Origin of the sequence: Streptococcus sp. CP1998 (assembly GCF_041026655.1) — a bacterium.
GTDB lineage: Bacteria > Bacillota > Bacilli > Lactobacillales > Streptococcaceae > Streptococcus > Streptococcus dentalis.
In genome coordinates, this window is sequence record NZ_CP163380.1 from 1,725,278 (window position 1) to 1,740,669 (window position 15,392).

Here is a 15,392-nt window from a genome sequence, read left to right on the forward strand (position 1 = left end):
CCGTTGCTTCAGACTTGCTTTTCAACATTTTTCCATGAAAGGAACAACTATGCTTAAAGGAGCCTTATTTGATTTAGACGGTATCATCGCGGACACTGCTAGCTACCACTTTGATGCTTGGAAAAAACTGATTAAAAACCATTTTGATACCGACCTCCCTAATCAGTTAGAAGAAAAAACCAAAGGGGTCAGCCGAGAAGACTCTCTCTCTATTATTCTAGACTATCTTGGTATCCAAGTTTCAGAAGAAAATTTCAAACAGTTAGCAGCTGAAAAAAATGAACAGTACGTTCAGGCATTAGATGCATTGACCAGTCAAGACATCTTACCTGGAATTTCAGACTTTATTCAAGAGCTCAAGGAAGCTAAAATTCGAATCGCTCTTGCATCTGCTAGTAAAAACGGACCTATTATTCTTGAAAAATTAGGAATATTAGATGTCTTTGATGCGATTGTGGATCCTTCCAGTGTAGCAAAAGGCAAACCAGCTCCTGATATCTTCCTAGCAGCTGCTCAGGCTCTTGAGCTACAACCAAAAGATTGTATCGGAATTGAAGATTCAATCGCTGGTATTACGGCCATCAACAAAGCAGGGAGCTTTTCAGTAGCTTGTGGAGGCGATGAACTCCACCATGCTCTTTTACGTTTTCCGTCGACTGCAGACTTGAATCTGCACATGATCCAAGAACAATTTCATTAAAAACAGAGAAAATGATATGACTATTACACAATATCAAAATCCTATTTTGCGAGGGATGTATCCCGATCCTAGTATTGTTAGAGTCGGAGATACCTACTATATGGTGAACAGCACTTTTGAATACTATCCCGGAATCGCTTTATCACGTAGCTTTGATCTTCTCAATTGGGAGAAATTACCAGGTATTGCACAAACAATTGAACAAGCTGACTTACGTTCAGCAAAATCCAATGAAGGGATTTTTGCTGTTTGTATACGCTACAATCAAGGGTTCTTCTATGTGATTACAACAAACTTTGCTGAGTTTAAAAACTTTATTATCCGTGGCTATCTAAACGAAGATCAGACCGCAATTATCTGGGAAAACAATCGAGTAGAAGTTGATATCTTTGGAATTGACCCTGATCTTTATTTTGAAGATAACCGAACCTACGTTCAATTTACTGGCTATGTAGAAGGAGGAAAAAAAGCCATCCAACAAGTTGAAATTGAACTGGAGACCGGAAACATTCTCCGTGGACCAGAAGTTTTATCTTTCGGTACCGGCGGGCGAGATGTCGAAGGTCCGCATATTTTAAAAGAAAAGGGAGCATATTATCTCCTTGCTGCTGAAGGAGGAACGGGTCAAGGTCATATGATTACCATGTTTAAAGGAGTATCACTCTGGGGACCTTTCCAATCAGCTCCTACCAACCCTCTCTTTACTAATCGGGATCGTGCAGAAGAACCACTTCAAAACATCGGTCACGCCGATCTCTTTCAAGATACACTTGGAAACTGGTGGTTAACCTGTTTGGGAACACGGCCAGCCACAATTGATCACATTCAAATTACAAACCTAGGGCGCGAAACACTCTTATATCCAGTAGAATGGACAGAAGAATGGCCTGTAATAAACAAGGGAATTCCTAGTCTAGAAGTCGATTTGACTGATTTTCCTAATCATTCACAGGCATTGTCAAATCCCCAAATCTTATCTAAGTTTACAGATTACTTTATCAGCGAGAAATTGAATCCAGAATGGATAACCTTACGTCATCATCTTGATTCACGCTTATTGATAGAAAACCAACAATTGATTCTAAAAGGATCCAATCTTACCTTAAAAGATTTGTCAAATCCAAGCTTTCTTGCTGTACGCCAAACAGAACATGAACAAACATTTGTCGTCACTCTTGATCCCAAAAGCTCACAACTCAATCAAGGAAGTTTGGGAATTGCTGTCATCATTAACTCGGATCACTATGCTGCTCTTCTCCTTTCAAAAGAAGAAAATCGTATTGTCGTTCGCAAACATATCCAAATCCTAGATTTGGGATGGGATGAAATCATTGGCGAACTCTCTGCTCTTCCGGAAACTCTGACTCTTCATCATACAAGCAGTGAAAAAGTGTTTACTGCTCAAACACAAACAGAGACAATCCAATATTCAATCAGTGCCCAACACTTCTCCAATGAAGCGATTGCAGCTCTCAATACAGGTGATATGCAAGGACTCTACGTGCTAGGAGATGCAAAATTGGTAGTTAAATCAGTAGAACGAAAGTAAATCTTAAAAAGGTATGAGCTCAAAACTCATACCTTTTTAAGATCATTATTTTAATATGGGAGAACATTACGAATATCCATCACTTGAACTTTTACAAATGCATGGAAATCAGAAATTGCAGGATATTTAATAAAAAACTAGGAGGTGGGTCTTCATCTCCTAGCATATATTCTAATCATTAAAACAACTCTTTATAAAAGGCAATTGTTTCTTCCAAGGTTGGCATAAATGGATTTCCTGGAGCACAGGCATCAATAAGAGCATTCTTAGAAAGGTATTCAAAGTCAAACTCTTCTTCTTTGATATCTAATTCTGTCAATTTTTTAGGAATTCCAACGGTCTCAGATAATTTCTCAATTTCAGAGATGGCGTATTCTGCACACTCGGAATCTGATTTCCCTTCTGTATGAAGTCCTAGAGCTTTGGCCACATTACGAAAGGCGGCTGGTACTCGCTTAGCATTCTCACGCTCAACAACAGGAAGTAACATGGCACAGCAAACACCATGTGGCAGATGATAAACTGCACCTAATTGATGAGCCATGGAGTGTACATATCCTAACCCTGCATTGTTAAAGGACATTCCTCCAAGGAAAATGGCATTCACCATGGCCTCACGCGCTTCAATATCCTGCCCATTTGCCACAGCACGTGGTAAATATTCTTTGATCAATTCAATCGCTCCAATGGACAGTTTTTTCGTAACATCATAGGCACCTGGTGTAACCAAGGCTTCAATGGCATGGGTAAGGGCATCCATACCTGTTGCTGCTGTTAAATCAGCTGGTTTTGAAAGCATAAGTTCTGGGTCGTTAACAGAGATAAGCGCTAAGCTATTCTTGTCAACCATGACCATTTTAACCTTTCGCTCTTCGTCCGTAATGACATAGTTGATGGTAATCTCTGCAGAAGTTCCCGCAGTTGTGTTGATCGCTACAACTGGAAGGCCCTTTTCTTTAGACTTGTGAAGCCCTTCGTAATCCTGTGGCTTCCCTCCATTGGTGGCCATAATAGAGATACAACTCGCAGCATCCTGTGGAGATCCCCCACCAACTGAGACGATAAAGTCACAGTTGTTTTCTTTTAACACAGCTAATCCATCAAGGACATTCTTACAAGATGGATTTGGATCTACATCCTCAAATACGATGTATTCGATTCCATCTGCTTCTAAGGGAGCTGTTACCTTAGGCAAAATGTCGCTCGATGCAATGTAGTGGTCTGTGACAATCAAAGCTTTCTTAAAGCCCAATTCCTTAACGTGGCTTCCAAATTCGTTGATCACTCCACGACCAATAAGGTTAACTGCTGGTACATAAAAAACTGACATTTCTTTTTCTCCATTCTTCTTATATTGATATAATTATAATACTCAAACTAGTTTTCTTCAACTATTTTGTGATTTTTTTAACAAAAAATTTCATGATAGAAGGGAGGTCACACCTCCCATATCTGAATCATACTTCACTACCATCCATCTCTAATTCACATCCAAGAATCCTTGGTGAGGCATCATGTTAAAGAAGGTTGCAATTTCTTGCAATTCTTGGTCAGTGATTGCTTGTTTAATGACTCCGCCTTGAGCACCAATTTGTGAATAAATCATCGCAGCTTTTTCAATCACCTCAAACAATCCATAAGTTTCATCCAGTGAAGTACCCGATGCGAAGAGCCCATGGTGAGGCCATAAAACCGCTTGAAATTCTGCCATTTTTGCTGCAGTTGCCTTCCCGATCTCAGTCGTACCTGGTGTCATATAAGGGATCACCCCAATTCCTTCAGGGAAGACAACAATCGATTCTGCCTGCATTTTCCATAGAAGGCGTGATAAGTGACGTTCTTCAAGGGGTTGAGTAAAGGACAGAGCAATCAGGTTTGTTGGATGGCAATGGAAAACCACGCGTTGATTTGGATTTACCTTCAAACGCTCTATATGGCTCATCAAATGACTTGGGAATTCTGAAGTCGGCTTACCACCGTCATTGAAGCCCCACACCAATTCTGCATGTTGACCATCTTCTGTGATGCGAACTAAACCAAGATCATTTTCTGGATTTCCAGCTACATTTCTAAAGTAACGCCCAGTTCCTGTAACCAAATAGTAATATCCCGCCAAATAAGAAGCATCAAAGCCAAGATCAAGCACTTCTTTCACTTCTGTGACATCCTCAAAAGGAGCAACTTCTTCAGCTGTCAAGCGAAGGGAGACATTTCCTCCATTCCGTTCATCCCAATTGCGTTCATAAGACTCTCGCGTTACTTCTCTCATTTTTGTTACATAGACAGATTCTACAAATTTTGTCATTTTTCTCTACTCCTTCTCCCAAGCTATTCGAACTTTTTATCTTATCCGCGTGTTTTCAAAATCTCAGCTTCATAGTCATGGACTTCTTTTAACCAGTCCAAACCAACTGGAACATTGTTCTTTAAGCAGAAATAATTCCAAACATCGCTATATGGAAAGTCCTTCAATTCTTCTGTATAGACTAATCGAGAAGTGAAATCAAAGTCCAATTCCATTTGTTTCAATTCTTCTGTTGGCTCTAACATGGCTTTTAAGAGTGCTTTTTGGGTGTTACGAGTTCCAACTACCCAAGCTGCAATACGGTTGATGGTCGCATCGAAGAAATCCAAGCCAATCGCTGTTTTTCCAAGAAGATCATTGCGAACCAATTCTTTGGCAATTTCCTGCAACTCATCATCCATAATGACTACGTGATCCGAATCCCAACGAACAGGGCGAGAAACATGCAACATTAATCCTTTGCTAAATAAGGCAAGCGAAGATAGTTTATTGGAAATCACTTCTGTCGGATGGAAATGACCTGCATCCAATAAAATGGTCTTATTTCGTGTCAAACCATATCCCATATAAAATTCATGAGATCCTACAGTATAGGCTTCTGCTCCTAGTCCAAAGAGTTTGCTTTCAACAGTATCAACATTGTATTGTTCATCAATCTCCTCAGAGAAAATTTCATCTAAAGATTCCATTAAACGTTTACGTGGTGTCAGACGGTCAATTGGGTTGTCCTTAAAGCCATCTGGAACCCAGAAGTTGGTGTAACAAGTTTCTCCCAATTCTTTACCGAAGTATTCCGCCACTTTACGACTACGTTTCCCATGCTCTATCCAATACTCTCGAACTTCTTGGTCTGGACTAGCCAAGGTGAAGCCATCCTTCATCATTGGATGGGAGAAGAAGGTTGGGTTAAAGTCCAATCCAAGTCCTTGTTCTTTGGCCCACTTCACCCATTTTTCAAAGTGACGTGGTTCAATTTCATTGAGATCAACTGTTTCATCGGTATCTAAATAGATGGCGTGTAGATTCAATTTATGCTTCCCTGGAATCAAAGAATAAGCTTTTTCCAAATCCTGACGCAACTGTTCAGGAGTGTGGGCAGCTCCAGGATAATTTCCCGTTGACATGATTCCACCAGTCAATTCGCCATCAGGTGATAAGAAGCCCTTCACATCATCTCCTTGCCAGCAATGCATGGAGATTTTAATTCCTTGTAATTTTTCCAATACAGCGTCCGTATCTACTCCGATTGCCGCATAGCGAGTTTTGGCCGCCTCATAAGCTTGTGTAATTTGAGTTGCATTTGTCATTATTCTTTCTCCTTATTGATAATAATTCTGTTGAAAATTTTTTAAATGATCGGTTTCCATTGTAAAATCAGGAAAAAATTCCTTCAATGATATCTCTTCTTTTAAGAAAGCACGTGCTTCTCTAAGATTGCTAAAGGTTCCACTTGAAATCAACTGAACCAATAAATTCCCGATAGCTGTTCCTTCACCTGGGCCAGCAATCACTGGTTTTTGAATCACATTGGCTGTCAACTGATTGAGAAGAGCAACATTGGATCCCCCTCCTACGATATGGAGAGCCTTAAAGAATTTTCCTGTTAATTTTTCTAGTCGTTTCCATTCAGCCCCATAAATAAGAGCTAGATTTGAATACACACACATGGTCAATTCGCCTACGGTTTCTGGAACCTTCTGTCCTGTTTCTCGACAATAAGCTTGAATTTCTTGAATCATCTGTTCAGGGTTAGTGAAGCGCTCATCATTCAGATTGACATACTGTTCAAATGGGGATACCTGACTGGCTTGTTCGGCCATCTCTGCGTAGCTATATTGATAGTCTAAGCAACGAGCAATTTCTTGCACCGTCCACATACCCGTGATATTTTTAAGAAAACGATAGGTTTGATAAGCTCCCCATTCATTGGTGTAATTTGCTTCCTGACTCTCTTTCGTAACGATCGGTGATGTCAGTTCCGCTCCAATCAAGGACCAGGTGCCACTAGAGATATAAGCAAAATCTTTGCTTGTCGCTGGAACTCCTACAACTGCTGAAGCCGTATCGTGTGTTGCCACAGCATAAACTTCAACATAGGGTAGTTTGTAATCCTTGAAATTTTCTCGAAGTAGAGGTCCAAGATAAGTCCCTGTCTCCACCAAATCGGGAAGTTGAGAAGTCTTTATCCCAGCTAAATCGAGCAAATCGTAATCATAATCTCTATGATGAATATTTAGCAATTGGGTCGTGGAGGCATTGCTAACTTCTGCTACTTGTCTCCCCGTCAGTCGGTAGGCCAGATAATCTGGAATCAAAAGACTAGTATCCGCTTCTTCTAACAGTTGGGGATCTTCACTAACATACTGAAACAAGGTATTAAAATTTAAAAATTGAATGCCCGTTTTCTCATAAATGTTCTTAGCAGGGAGCTTCTGAAACACTTTCTCCATTGCTTTTTCAGTCCGTTTATCCCGATAAGCAATGGGTTGTGTCAGGGCCTTACCATCTTTTAACAACACATAATCTACCGCCCAGGTATCAATTCCTAAAGTACAGTTATCTACTCCTAGCTCTTTTGCTTTCTCTAATCCAAGGAGAATCTGGTGGAAGAGCTCCTCTATATCCCAACGATCATGCTGATCCACTCGAGTAAATCCATTTTTGAATCGGTGGATTTCTTGTAACTGCCATTTTCCATCCTGAACATCTGCCAGTATCAAGCGTCCACTTGATGCTCCAATGTCCACTGCTATATGATAGGTCATCTCAGCCCTCTTTTCTTGCTTCTTTCTATCTCTATTTAACTATTTTTTAAAATGTGATACAATATCTCTAAAACAGTAGAATAGTATCAAATATACAGGTGAAACAGATGCAACCCCTAACTGACTTCCTCCATCAAGAAACTGAGATTGAAAAGAAACAAAAAAAGACTGGAACCTTCGTTCCAGACTTTTCTGAAATGAAAACCCAAGCCCCTCATTTAACCAATGATCTCTTTTTTCACAATCGAGACATCTACATTAGTAAACATAATCGCTATGCGCCTTATCCTCTTCATTCCCACCAATTTTTAGAGCTCAATTATATCTATAGCGGGCATTGTCAACAAATCATTAACGGTCAGACTTTCATGCTTTATCAAGGAGACATCCTCCTGATGGATGTGGGTAGTAAACATCAAATTGAGTGCTTGGAAGAAGAGGATATTGTGATCAATCTACTCTTTAAAGATAACAATATTTCCTTACAAAGTTTGGAAGAAATGCAAGGAAATAATAGTCTTTTGTATCACTTGCTCCTTAATCGCCATAGCCATCTAGAAATCAGTCAAAATTTTATTATTCTTCGCTCTGAAGAGATTCCAAAAGTCCCTCAACTGCTCCACCGGATGATAGAAGAGTATTTTTTCCAGAAGGATTTCTCCCAAGAAATTCTCAAACACTCTTTAAGTATTTTACTCTATGAATTGGCTCGTTCTTTGCCTACTGCACAGAAAAAGCTCCTTCAAACCCGACAAGATCCTTTTCTGCAAGTCCTTGAATTAATTGATAGAGACTATAGAGAGCTTACCTTGACAAAAGCTGCCGATCAATTAAAATTTAACAAAAACTATTTAAGTAATCTCGTCAAAGAAAAAAGTGGTCAAACCTTTACCGAGCTGGTGCATCAGAAAAGGTTAATGTCTGCAAAATTATTGATTCAATCAACAGATTTTTCTATTGAAACGATCTGCCAAACCGTCGGCTTCAGTAATAAAACCTATTTTTACAAACAATTTGCCTTGATGTATGGGATGAAACCCTCTGAAATGAGAAGGAAGTCTTGACCACCTCCAATTTTCCCTCCTTTAAACAGTCACTGCTATCAACACTCTTAAGCAACAGACATATTTTAGAATCAACAAAAAGACACCACTCAAAAAAGATCGGACCAATAAATGGCTCCGATCTTTCAATAGTCCATATTTTCACATTCTAATTTAAAAATAATTAAGGTTGACTTCAAATGACTAAGCGTCCTATTTCATACGATAAAAATCAATGACTAGACCAGCAGGGCCTTCAACTAACAGGGATTCTGTTCCCCAATCGGTCACAACTGGGCCATGTAATATTTCAGCGCCAAGCTCTTTCAACCGTTTGTAGTTCTGGTCTACATCCTCAACCTCAATGTGAAGAATGATTCCTGACTGAAAATTTTCCAATGGAATCAAATGTTTTTGGGACAACATGAGACAGTGACTGCCAATCGTGAACTGAGCAAAACTGTCGTCAACATAATCAACCTTTTTATCCAAAATACGCTCCAATTCAGCACAGACTTGGGGAACATCTGACACGATAATATCTAATTGATTTAAATTCATTTACTGTCCTCCACAAAAAGACCGGATTGCTCCGATCTTTTAAGTTTCCCTCTAAGAAAATCAATGCATAAAATCTACAATGTTTACTTTTGATTTTCGATGAGAGGAATTATTTAATTGCTCGTGATTGCAATCCTTCTTCTTCCAAGAAGAGACGGAATGGTACGAGTTCTTCTGCTTCGTATTTTTCCTTGAAGGCTTTGATTGCTTCTTCTGAGTGTTGTTTTGGATCCAACTCAAGTACTTCTACTGGAAGTGGACGATGTGGAGTGATGTGAGCATCGATCACAACAGTTTTACCTTCTTTGTTCAATTTAACAGCTTCTGCAACAACTGCATCGATGTCTTCGATACGGTCAACTGTAAATCCTACAGCACCTTGCGCTTCAGCGATTTTCGCATAGTCAGCATTAGGGAAGTCACAACCAAACAAGTGTTTGTTTGTGTCTTCGTATTTGTCCTTGATGAAGGCATATTTACCATTTGAGAAGACAACGTTGATAACTGGAAGGTCGTATTGAACGTTTGTGATAACGTCTGGGTAGCACATGTTGAAGGCTCCATCACCCATGATGTTCCATACTTGGCGATCTGGATTGTCTTTCTTAGCAGCGATACCTCCAGGAAGGGCAATACCCATTGTCGCAAAGAGTGGAGATGTACGCCACATGTTCTTAGGTGTCATGTGAAGGTGACGAGTTGATGTTTGAGTAGTGTCACCGACGTCGATTGAGTAGATAGCGTCTTGATCAGCATGTTTGTTGATAGCATTGTATACTTGGTACAATTGCAATTCACCCTCAGTTTTACCTTCGAGTTTGTTCATGTAATCGCGCCAGTTTTGGTTGTTCTTCACGTTTGCACGCCACCATGGAGTAGACTCAACTGGGTTTACTTTGTCAAGGATCGCTTTAGCTGCTTGACCTGCATCACCAAGGATTGAAGCGTCAAGGGCGTGACGTTTACCAAGTTTGTAAGGGTCGATATCCACTTGGATGAATTTTTCAGTATTCTTGAATGCTTCGTAAACTTCAGCAAATGGGAAGTTTGAACCAAGGAAAAGAACTGTGTCTGCTTCAAAGACCACTTCGTTGGCTGGCTTCCAACCAACACGGTATGCAGAACCTGTCAAACCTTCGTAGTTCCATTCGAACGCTTCGAAGTTTTTACCAGTTGTGATGATTGGTGCTTTGATTTTACGTGACAATTCCGTAATCACTTCACCAGCTTTCACACCACCGTAACCAGCGTAGATAACTGGACGTTCAGCATTGTTCAAGATTTCAACCGCTTTGTCGATTTCAACTTCGTTCAAAGCAGGAGCGATGAATGAACGCTCGTATGAACCTGAACCGTAGTATGAGTTTTCGTCGATTTCTTGGAAACCAAAGTTTACTGGAATTTCAACGACAGCTGGACCTTTTTTAGAAACGGCAGCACGGCAAGCTTCGTCAATGACTTTTGGCAATTGCTCAGCGTAAGCTACACGTTTGTTGTAAACAGCGATACCGTTGTACATTGGGTTTTGGTTCAATTCTTGGAAGGCATCCATGTTCAATTCGTTAACTGGACGTGATCCAAGGATAGCAAGGAATGGAGTGTTATCCATAGCGCATCGTAAACACCGTTGATCAAGTGAGTCGCACCAGGTCCACCTGAACCAACTGCAACCCCGATAGAGCCGCCAAATTTAGCTTGCATAACCGCTGCAAGAGCACCTGTTTCTTCGTGGCGAACTTGCAAGAAACGGATATCTTTGTCTTCAGCCAAAGCGTCCATGAGTGAGCTAAGTGTTCCTGATGGGATACCGTAGATCGTATCTACGCCCCATGTTTTCAATACGTTGAGCATTGCTGCAGATGCAGTAATTTTCCCTTGAGTCATTCTAACTCTCCTTTAAATCTATTTTGATCCTTTAAAAATGCAGCATAGCGCTTCTACTTCATCTTTGTGATCAGATTTCGTTTTGAAAATGAGTTTTTTCTGACATTTCTCATGAAAACGATTTACAAAACGATTACAGTATTAATTTATCACAAAGAGATTCACATGTATAAGAATCTGCTCAGAGATGCTCAATCCCTATTACATAACAGATGCTCCTTTTGAGAAATTTTCACAAACTATAGTAGAATAGGATATTTTATTATAATTTGCATGCATCTCCAAGGCTTGCAGTTCTAAGAAATAGATAAAATAAGAGGCTGGGACAAAAGTCCTGGCCTATTAATTGTTTTTGGATTGTCGAGCAAGACGCAGTGGTTGAGTGGGCTCTACTACGCTAATTTCATTAGCTTTTACAGCCCTACTCAATTGTGCGGAGGTGAGACGACGAAATCGAATTCTAACGAATTACCGATTTCTGTCCCACTCTCTTTTTGTTTCATTTAATCAATTTTCGCAACATTGAGCAGAAGCGAGCTGGTCAAAACAGATACGGAACTAAAGGCCATGGCAAGACCTGCTAGTTCTGGATTGAGGGTCAATCCCAGTCCTGCAAAGACTCCGGCAGCAATTGGAATCCCAATAACATTGTAGATAAAGGCCCAGAAAAGATTGAGCAAGATCCGACGGAAGGTCTTTTGACTCATATCAAAGGCACGCACGACGCCAAGCAAATCATTTTGCGTGAGCACGATGCCACCAGACTCGATCGCAATATCCGTACCAGATCCCATAGCAATTCCGACATCTGCGATCGAAAGAGCTGGAGCATCATTGATCCCATCTCCCACAAAGGCTACCTTACTGCTTTCTTGCAGTTTTTGGATGGCGCTGGCCTTTTCTTGAGGGAGGACATCGGCAATGACGGTATCAATTCCTACTTGATCGGCAATGGCTTGGGCTACCCGTTCGTTATCCCCCGTTAACATAACAGTCTTTAAGCCCCGTTCTTTGAGCTTTTTGATAGCTTCTTTTGAGCTGGCCTTTGGAGCATCCTGAATGGCAATCAAACCAATCACTTGACCATCCACAGCCAAACTGATAACTGTCTTGGCCTGCTTTTGCAAATCTACCATCCGTTTTTCAAGCTCAGGATCCATCGCTGTTCCATCATGGAGTTTACCATTTCCCAAGGTCACCAACTGCTGATCGATCTGGCCTTGGACTCCTTTTCCTTCGATCGCTTGGAAGTTTTCCACAGGGGATAGCACCAAACCTTTTTCTTCTGCTCGTGATAAGACCGCTTGCGCAAGGGGATGTTCTGAAAAAGTTTCAAGACTAGCAGCCAGTGTCAAGACACGCGCTTCATCTCCTACCACATCGGTTACAAGGGGTTGGCCAACGGTAATAGTCCCTGTCTTATCAAACACAACAGTTTGAATTTTTTGAACTTCTTGAAGAACGGTTCCATTTTTGATCAAAACCCCCATCTTGGCACTGCGACCAGTTCCGACCATGAGGGCTGTTGGCGTCGCCAAACCAAGGGCACACGGACAGGCAATAATGAGGACAGAGACTGCATAGAGCATAGCCTCTTGAAGTGATGCCCCCAAAAGCACGGACCAAACCCAGAAAGTCGCAATGGCCAAAATCGTCACTGCTGGAACAAAGATACCTGAAATCTTATCCGTTAGATCTTGAATGGGAGCACGACTGGATTGAGCCATTTTGACAAAGGCCACAATCTGTGACAAGAGGGTCTCACTACCGACTTTTTCAGCCTTGAAGAGAATGGTCCCATTGCTGTTGATGGTGGAACCAATGACGGCATCACCAACTGACTTTTCCACAGGCAGGCTTTCACCTGTCACCATCGACTCATCAATGGTCGTGCTTCCTTCCACAATAGTCCCATCGACCGCGATCTTTTCCCCAGGACGGACCCGAATCAAGTCACCAATGTGGATATCTTCCGCTGCTACTTCGACATAGTCCCCATCACGGAGAACCTGAGCTGTTTTTGCCTGCAAATCCAACAACTTTTCCACAGCCTTGGAGGCATTTTTACGCATCCGTTCCTCAAAGACTTGCCCTAAAAGAACAAAGAAGAGTATAAAGCCCGCGCTTTCAAAGTATACTGGTTGACCAGCAAAAAGAGCAAATACACTATAAACATAGGCTACCAGGGTCCCCAGAGCTACCAAGGTATCCATATTGGCATGGTGTTTCTTAAAAGAAGCCCAGGCACTCTTGATAAACGGCACACCTGCCACTAGCATGATCGGCGTTGTCGCGAGAAAGGTTCCCCAGTGACTCACTGGATGGGATACAAAACCTGCTACCATCCCGATCATCAAGATCAATAAGGGAAGGGTAAAGATACTGGTGATCCAAAAACGATCCAGCAAACTCAAGACACGACGGCGTTTTTCCACAACTGTGTAGGAACCCTTTTGCATCTTCATTCCACATGAGAACTCAAAGTCCCCTGTTTCTGTCGGCGTAAAGGAAATGACCTTATCCACACCGACTTCCAAAGGTTCTAAAATCCCCTGATCTTCAAACAAAATCTCCTTGTAACAGCCGGATGGATTGACCCGATGGAAGGTGATTTCAGCAGGAATTCCTTTTTGGAGTTGAAATTCTTTGGGGCTATAGCCTTTTTCTGCTGTAATACGGATCTTTTGCACTCCGTTTTCCACAACTGCTTTTTGTTTTTCTGCCATACCGACTCCTTTATTCCACAATCATGTGACCATGCATCATGTTCATTCCACATGAATACCCATATTCGCCCGCTTTTTCTGGCGTAATTTCAATGACATGTTTTTCACCCAAAGGCAAATCTTCATGCACCCCAAAGTCCGGAAAGACCACTTGGTCAAGACATGAAGAGGGATCCTTGCGGTTAAAGATGATCCGGGCTGGAACATTCTTTTTCAGAACGATAGTTTCAGGCGAATAGCCCCCCATGACTTCGACTTCAATTTCTTGATAACCTGATTTTTGACGAGCGTGGTCACTCATCTTTTCATGTTCTGCAAAGAACCACCAAGCAATAAAAGCAACTACAAGTAAACAAACAATACTAATCAATAATCCAAACATGGAATTTCCTTCTTTCTATTACATACAATTGCAAGGGACTGTTTCGACAGCCTCTGCTTTCTTTTCTTCAAGGACCTGCTGCAGATGATTAAGATCTGCTAGCGTAAAATCACTCGCTTGAATCACGTTTTCAAGCACCTGGACAATTCTTTTTGAACAAACCTTGTCCTTCACATCCTCAACGACCAAGTCTAAACTCTGGTCCTGCGTCAACAGAGCCGAGTAGACAAAGGCTTTACCAGTTTTTTCTCTAGTCAAGCACCCCTTTTCTACCAAGCGCGTCAAGAGGGTCTTGATCGTCGACTTGGACCAGTCAAAGCGCTCGGACAAGACTGCGATCAAATTCGTGCTAGTCTGCTTGCCTTCCATCCAGATAATCTTCATGATGCGCCATTCCGCATTGGAAATTTGCATGGCCTCTCCTTTCAAAATCTACATTTGTAAATCTTATGATGCTATTCTACTCCTAAGATTTACATTTGTCAACCAAAAAGACAAAAAAATATTCCTCTTGGAAATAGGGGAAGGTAGACAATCTGTTTTTACAAAAAATCATCTAAGGAAATCTAAAAAGAAATAGAATTGATTTCAATTATAAGAACCATTCAAATATTTCCTGAAACTTTCCGCCGTGAGAAAAGTGCTAGAAACACTATTGTTTCTAGCACTCGGGAGTTTTGGAACCTTAGGTCCAAAACTAAGTCATGGAACTTCTTCGAAGTTCGCTGACGTCCGTACTCACCTAAGGAAAGTTTTTAAGAAGACTTTATCTTCAATCTGAAATTTTTCTTTGAATATTTGTCTGGTTGGACTTTTTTCCTATCTTATCTCTATAATTTCTCCTGTAGAGCTTGGGCTAGAATGCGGTAACCAGCCACACTTAAATGAAGGCCATCTGTCGTATAGGCTTCTGCCAACTGCCCCTCTTCATCCAATAAAGACGAATACACATCGACATAGCTGACCTGGTGGTAGGCCTGAGCCAATTCGAGATAGGCCAGATTGAGGGCCTGAATTTTTTCATTGGTCCGCACATAGACCTTTTGTTTGTAGCACTCTTCTTGACTCACCGGTAGAACCGAGATCAGGTTGATGTGGGTCAGCGGAAAATCTCGCATAATTGCTTGTAAGACCGCTTCTACATTGTCTAGGGTTTCCTTTTGAGGAATTTCTTTTCCGATATCATTGGTCCCGATCAAGAGAAAGATCTGATCCACCGCCGTTCCAAAGACATGGGCGTCTAGATGCTCACGAAGGAGATCCGTCTTATAGCCTCGCACTCCTCGATTGACCATGTGTTTGGGACTTTGTAATAGTTCATGAATGGGGAAATATTCCACGATGGAGTCTCCGATAAAGATCAAACCAGGCTCTTTCAGAGGGGCTTGATTGAGTTCCCGATAGGTTGTTATGATTTTCTCCTGCTCCTTTAAGAGCCAGTCTTCTAACAGTTGTACCGCCATCTAATTCTTTCCTT

At 41.3% G+C, this 15,392-nt stretch carries 12 protein-coding genes and 1 pseudogene; 3 read left to right on the forward strand and 10 right to left on the reverse strand.

Annotation, left to right across the window (positions count from 1 at the left end; genetic code table 11):
* Positions 1-34: 34 nt before the first annotated feature.
* On the forward strand, positions 35-700 hold the full coding sequence (gene pgmB / locus AB4X21_RS08685; RefSeq protein ID WP_369087846.1) for a beta-phosphoglucomutase: 666 nt from the start codon (positions 35-37) through the stop codon (positions 698-700).
* A 16-nt stretch (positions 701-716) separates the two neighbouring features.
* Positions 717-2,249 (forward strand): family 43 glycosylhydrolase, encoded by a 1,533-nt coding sequence (locus AB4X21_RS08690; protein ID WP_369087847.1) that lies wholly within the window; start codon positions 717-719, stop codon positions 2,247-2,249.
* Positions 2,250-2,427: 178 nt separating this feature from the next.
* Here AB4X21_RS08690 and AB4X21_RS08695 read toward each other — a convergent pair whose 3' ends face one another.
* The 4 genes from AB4X21_RS08695 to rhaB all read right to left on the reverse strand — a co-directional run bounded on the left by AB4X21_RS08695 (position 2,428) and on the right by rhaB (position 7,319).
* On the reverse strand, positions 2,428-3,579 hold the full coding sequence (locus AB4X21_RS08695) for an iron-containing alcohol dehydrogenase (RefSeq protein WP_369087848.1): 1,152 nt from the start codon (positions 3,577-3,579) through the stop codon (positions 2,428-2,430).
* A 150-nt stretch (positions 3,580-3,729) separates the two neighbouring features.
* A complete protein-coding gene (gene rhaD, locus AB4X21_RS08700; RefSeq protein ID WP_369087849.1) occupies positions 3,730-4,554 on the reverse strand; it encodes a rhamnulose-1-phosphate aldolase in 825 nt (274 codons plus the stop codon).
* A gap of 41 nt (positions 4,555-4,595) precedes the next feature.
* The gene (gene rhaA / locus AB4X21_RS08705; protein WP_118396487.1) at positions 4,596-5,861 is read right to left on the reverse strand and encodes an L-rhamnose isomerase; all 1,266 of its coding nucleotides are present in this window, start codon (positions 5,859-5,861) and stop codon (positions 4,596-4,598) included.
* 12 nt (positions 5,862-5,873) lie between these two features.
* Positions 5,874-7,319, reverse strand: coding sequence for a rhamnulokinase (gene rhaB, locus AB4X21_RS08710; RefSeq protein WP_369087850.1), 1,446 nt, complete (start codon positions 7,317-7,319; stop codon positions 5,874-5,876).
* Positions 7,320-7,426: 107 nt separating this feature from the next.
* Here rhaB and AB4X21_RS08715 point away from each other — a divergent pair, with 107 nt between their 5' ends.
* Entirely contained in the window at positions 7,427-8,383 is a 957-nt protein-coding gene (locus AB4X21_RS08715) for a helix-turn-helix domain-containing protein (protein WP_369087851.1), read from the forward strand.
* A 192-nt stretch (positions 8,384-8,575) separates the two neighbouring features.
* Here AB4X21_RS08715 and AB4X21_RS08720 read toward each other — a convergent pair whose 3' ends face one another.
* From AB4X21_RS08720 to AB4X21_RS08745, 6 genes and pseudogenes are all read right to left on the reverse strand, one after another.
* The gene (locus tag AB4X21_RS08720) at positions 8,576-8,923 is read right to left on the reverse strand and encodes a VOC family protein (RefSeq protein WP_369087852.1); all 348 of its coding nucleotides are present in this window, start codon (positions 8,921-8,923) and stop codon (positions 8,576-8,578) included.
* Positions 8,924-9,032: 109 nt separating this feature from the next.
* Positions 9,033-10,807 (reverse strand): annotated as a pseudogene (gene spxB, locus AB4X21_RS08725) (pyruvate oxidase).
* A gap of 503 nt (positions 10,808-11,310) precedes the next feature.
* Entirely contained in the window at positions 11,311-13,533 is a 2,223-nt protein-coding gene (locus tag AB4X21_RS08730; protein WP_369087853.1) for a heavy metal translocating P-type ATPase, read from the reverse strand.
* Between the two features lie 10 nt (positions 13,534-13,543).
* A complete protein-coding gene (locus AB4X21_RS08735; RefSeq protein ID WP_014713882.1) occupies positions 13,544-13,915 on the reverse strand; it encodes a cupredoxin domain-containing protein in 372 nt (123 codons plus the stop codon).
* A gap of 18 nt (positions 13,916-13,933) precedes the next feature.
* On the reverse strand, positions 13,934-14,329 hold the full coding sequence (locus tag AB4X21_RS08740) for a CopY/TcrY family copper transport repressor (protein ID WP_369087854.1): 396 nt from the start codon (positions 14,327-14,329) through the stop codon (positions 13,934-13,936).
* A gap of 416 nt (positions 14,330-14,745) precedes the next feature.
* Entirely contained in the window at positions 14,746-15,378 is a 633-nt protein-coding gene (locus AB4X21_RS08745; protein WP_369087855.1) for an SGNH/GDSL hydrolase family protein, read from the reverse strand.
* Between the last annotated feature and the right edge of the window lie 14 nt (positions 15,379-15,392).

Coding starts and splice junctions, on each gene's coding strand:
- pgmB (WP_369087846.1), top strand. CDS start 35: ATGAAAGGAACAACTATGCTTAAAGGAGCCTTATTTGATTTAGACGGT.
- AB4X21_RS08690 (WP_369087847.1), top strand. CDS start 717: ATGACTATTACACAATATCAAAATCCTATTTTGCGAGGGATGTATCCC.
- AB4X21_RS08695 (WP_369087848.1), bottom strand. CDS start 3,579: ATGTCAGTTTTTTATGTACCAGCAGTTAACCTTATTGGTCGTGGAGTG.
- rhaD (WP_369087849.1), bottom strand. CDS start 4,554: ATGACAAAATTTGTAGAATCTGTCTATGTAACAAAAATGAGAGAAGTA.
- rhaA (WP_118396487.1), bottom strand. CDS start 5,861: ATGACAAATGCAACTCAAATTACACAAGCTTATGAGGCGGCCAAAACT.
- rhaB (WP_369087850.1), bottom strand. CDS start 7,319: ATGACCTATCATATAGCAGTGGACATTGGAGCATCAAGTGGACGCTTG.
- AB4X21_RS08715 (WP_369087851.1), top strand. CDS start 7,427: ATGCAACCCCTAACTGACTTCCTCCATCAAGAAACTGAGATTGAAAAG.
- AB4X21_RS08720 (WP_369087852.1), bottom strand. CDS start 8,923: ATGAATTTAAATCAATTAGATATTATCGTGTCAGATGTTCCCCAAGTC.
- AB4X21_RS08730 (WP_369087853.1), bottom strand. CDS start 13,533: ATGGCAGAAAAACAAAAAGCAGTTGTGGAAAACGGAGTGCAAAAGATC.
- AB4X21_RS08735 (WP_014713882.1), bottom strand. CDS start 13,915: ATGTTTGGATTATTGATTAGTATTGTTTGTTTACTTGTAGTTGCTTTT.
- AB4X21_RS08740 (WP_369087854.1), bottom strand. CDS start 14,329: ATGCAAATTTCCAATGCGGAATGGCGCATCATGAAGATTATCTGGATG.
- AB4X21_RS08745 (WP_369087855.1), bottom strand. CDS start 15,378: ATGGCGGTACAACTGTTAGAAGACTGGCTCTTAAAGGAGCAGGAGAAA.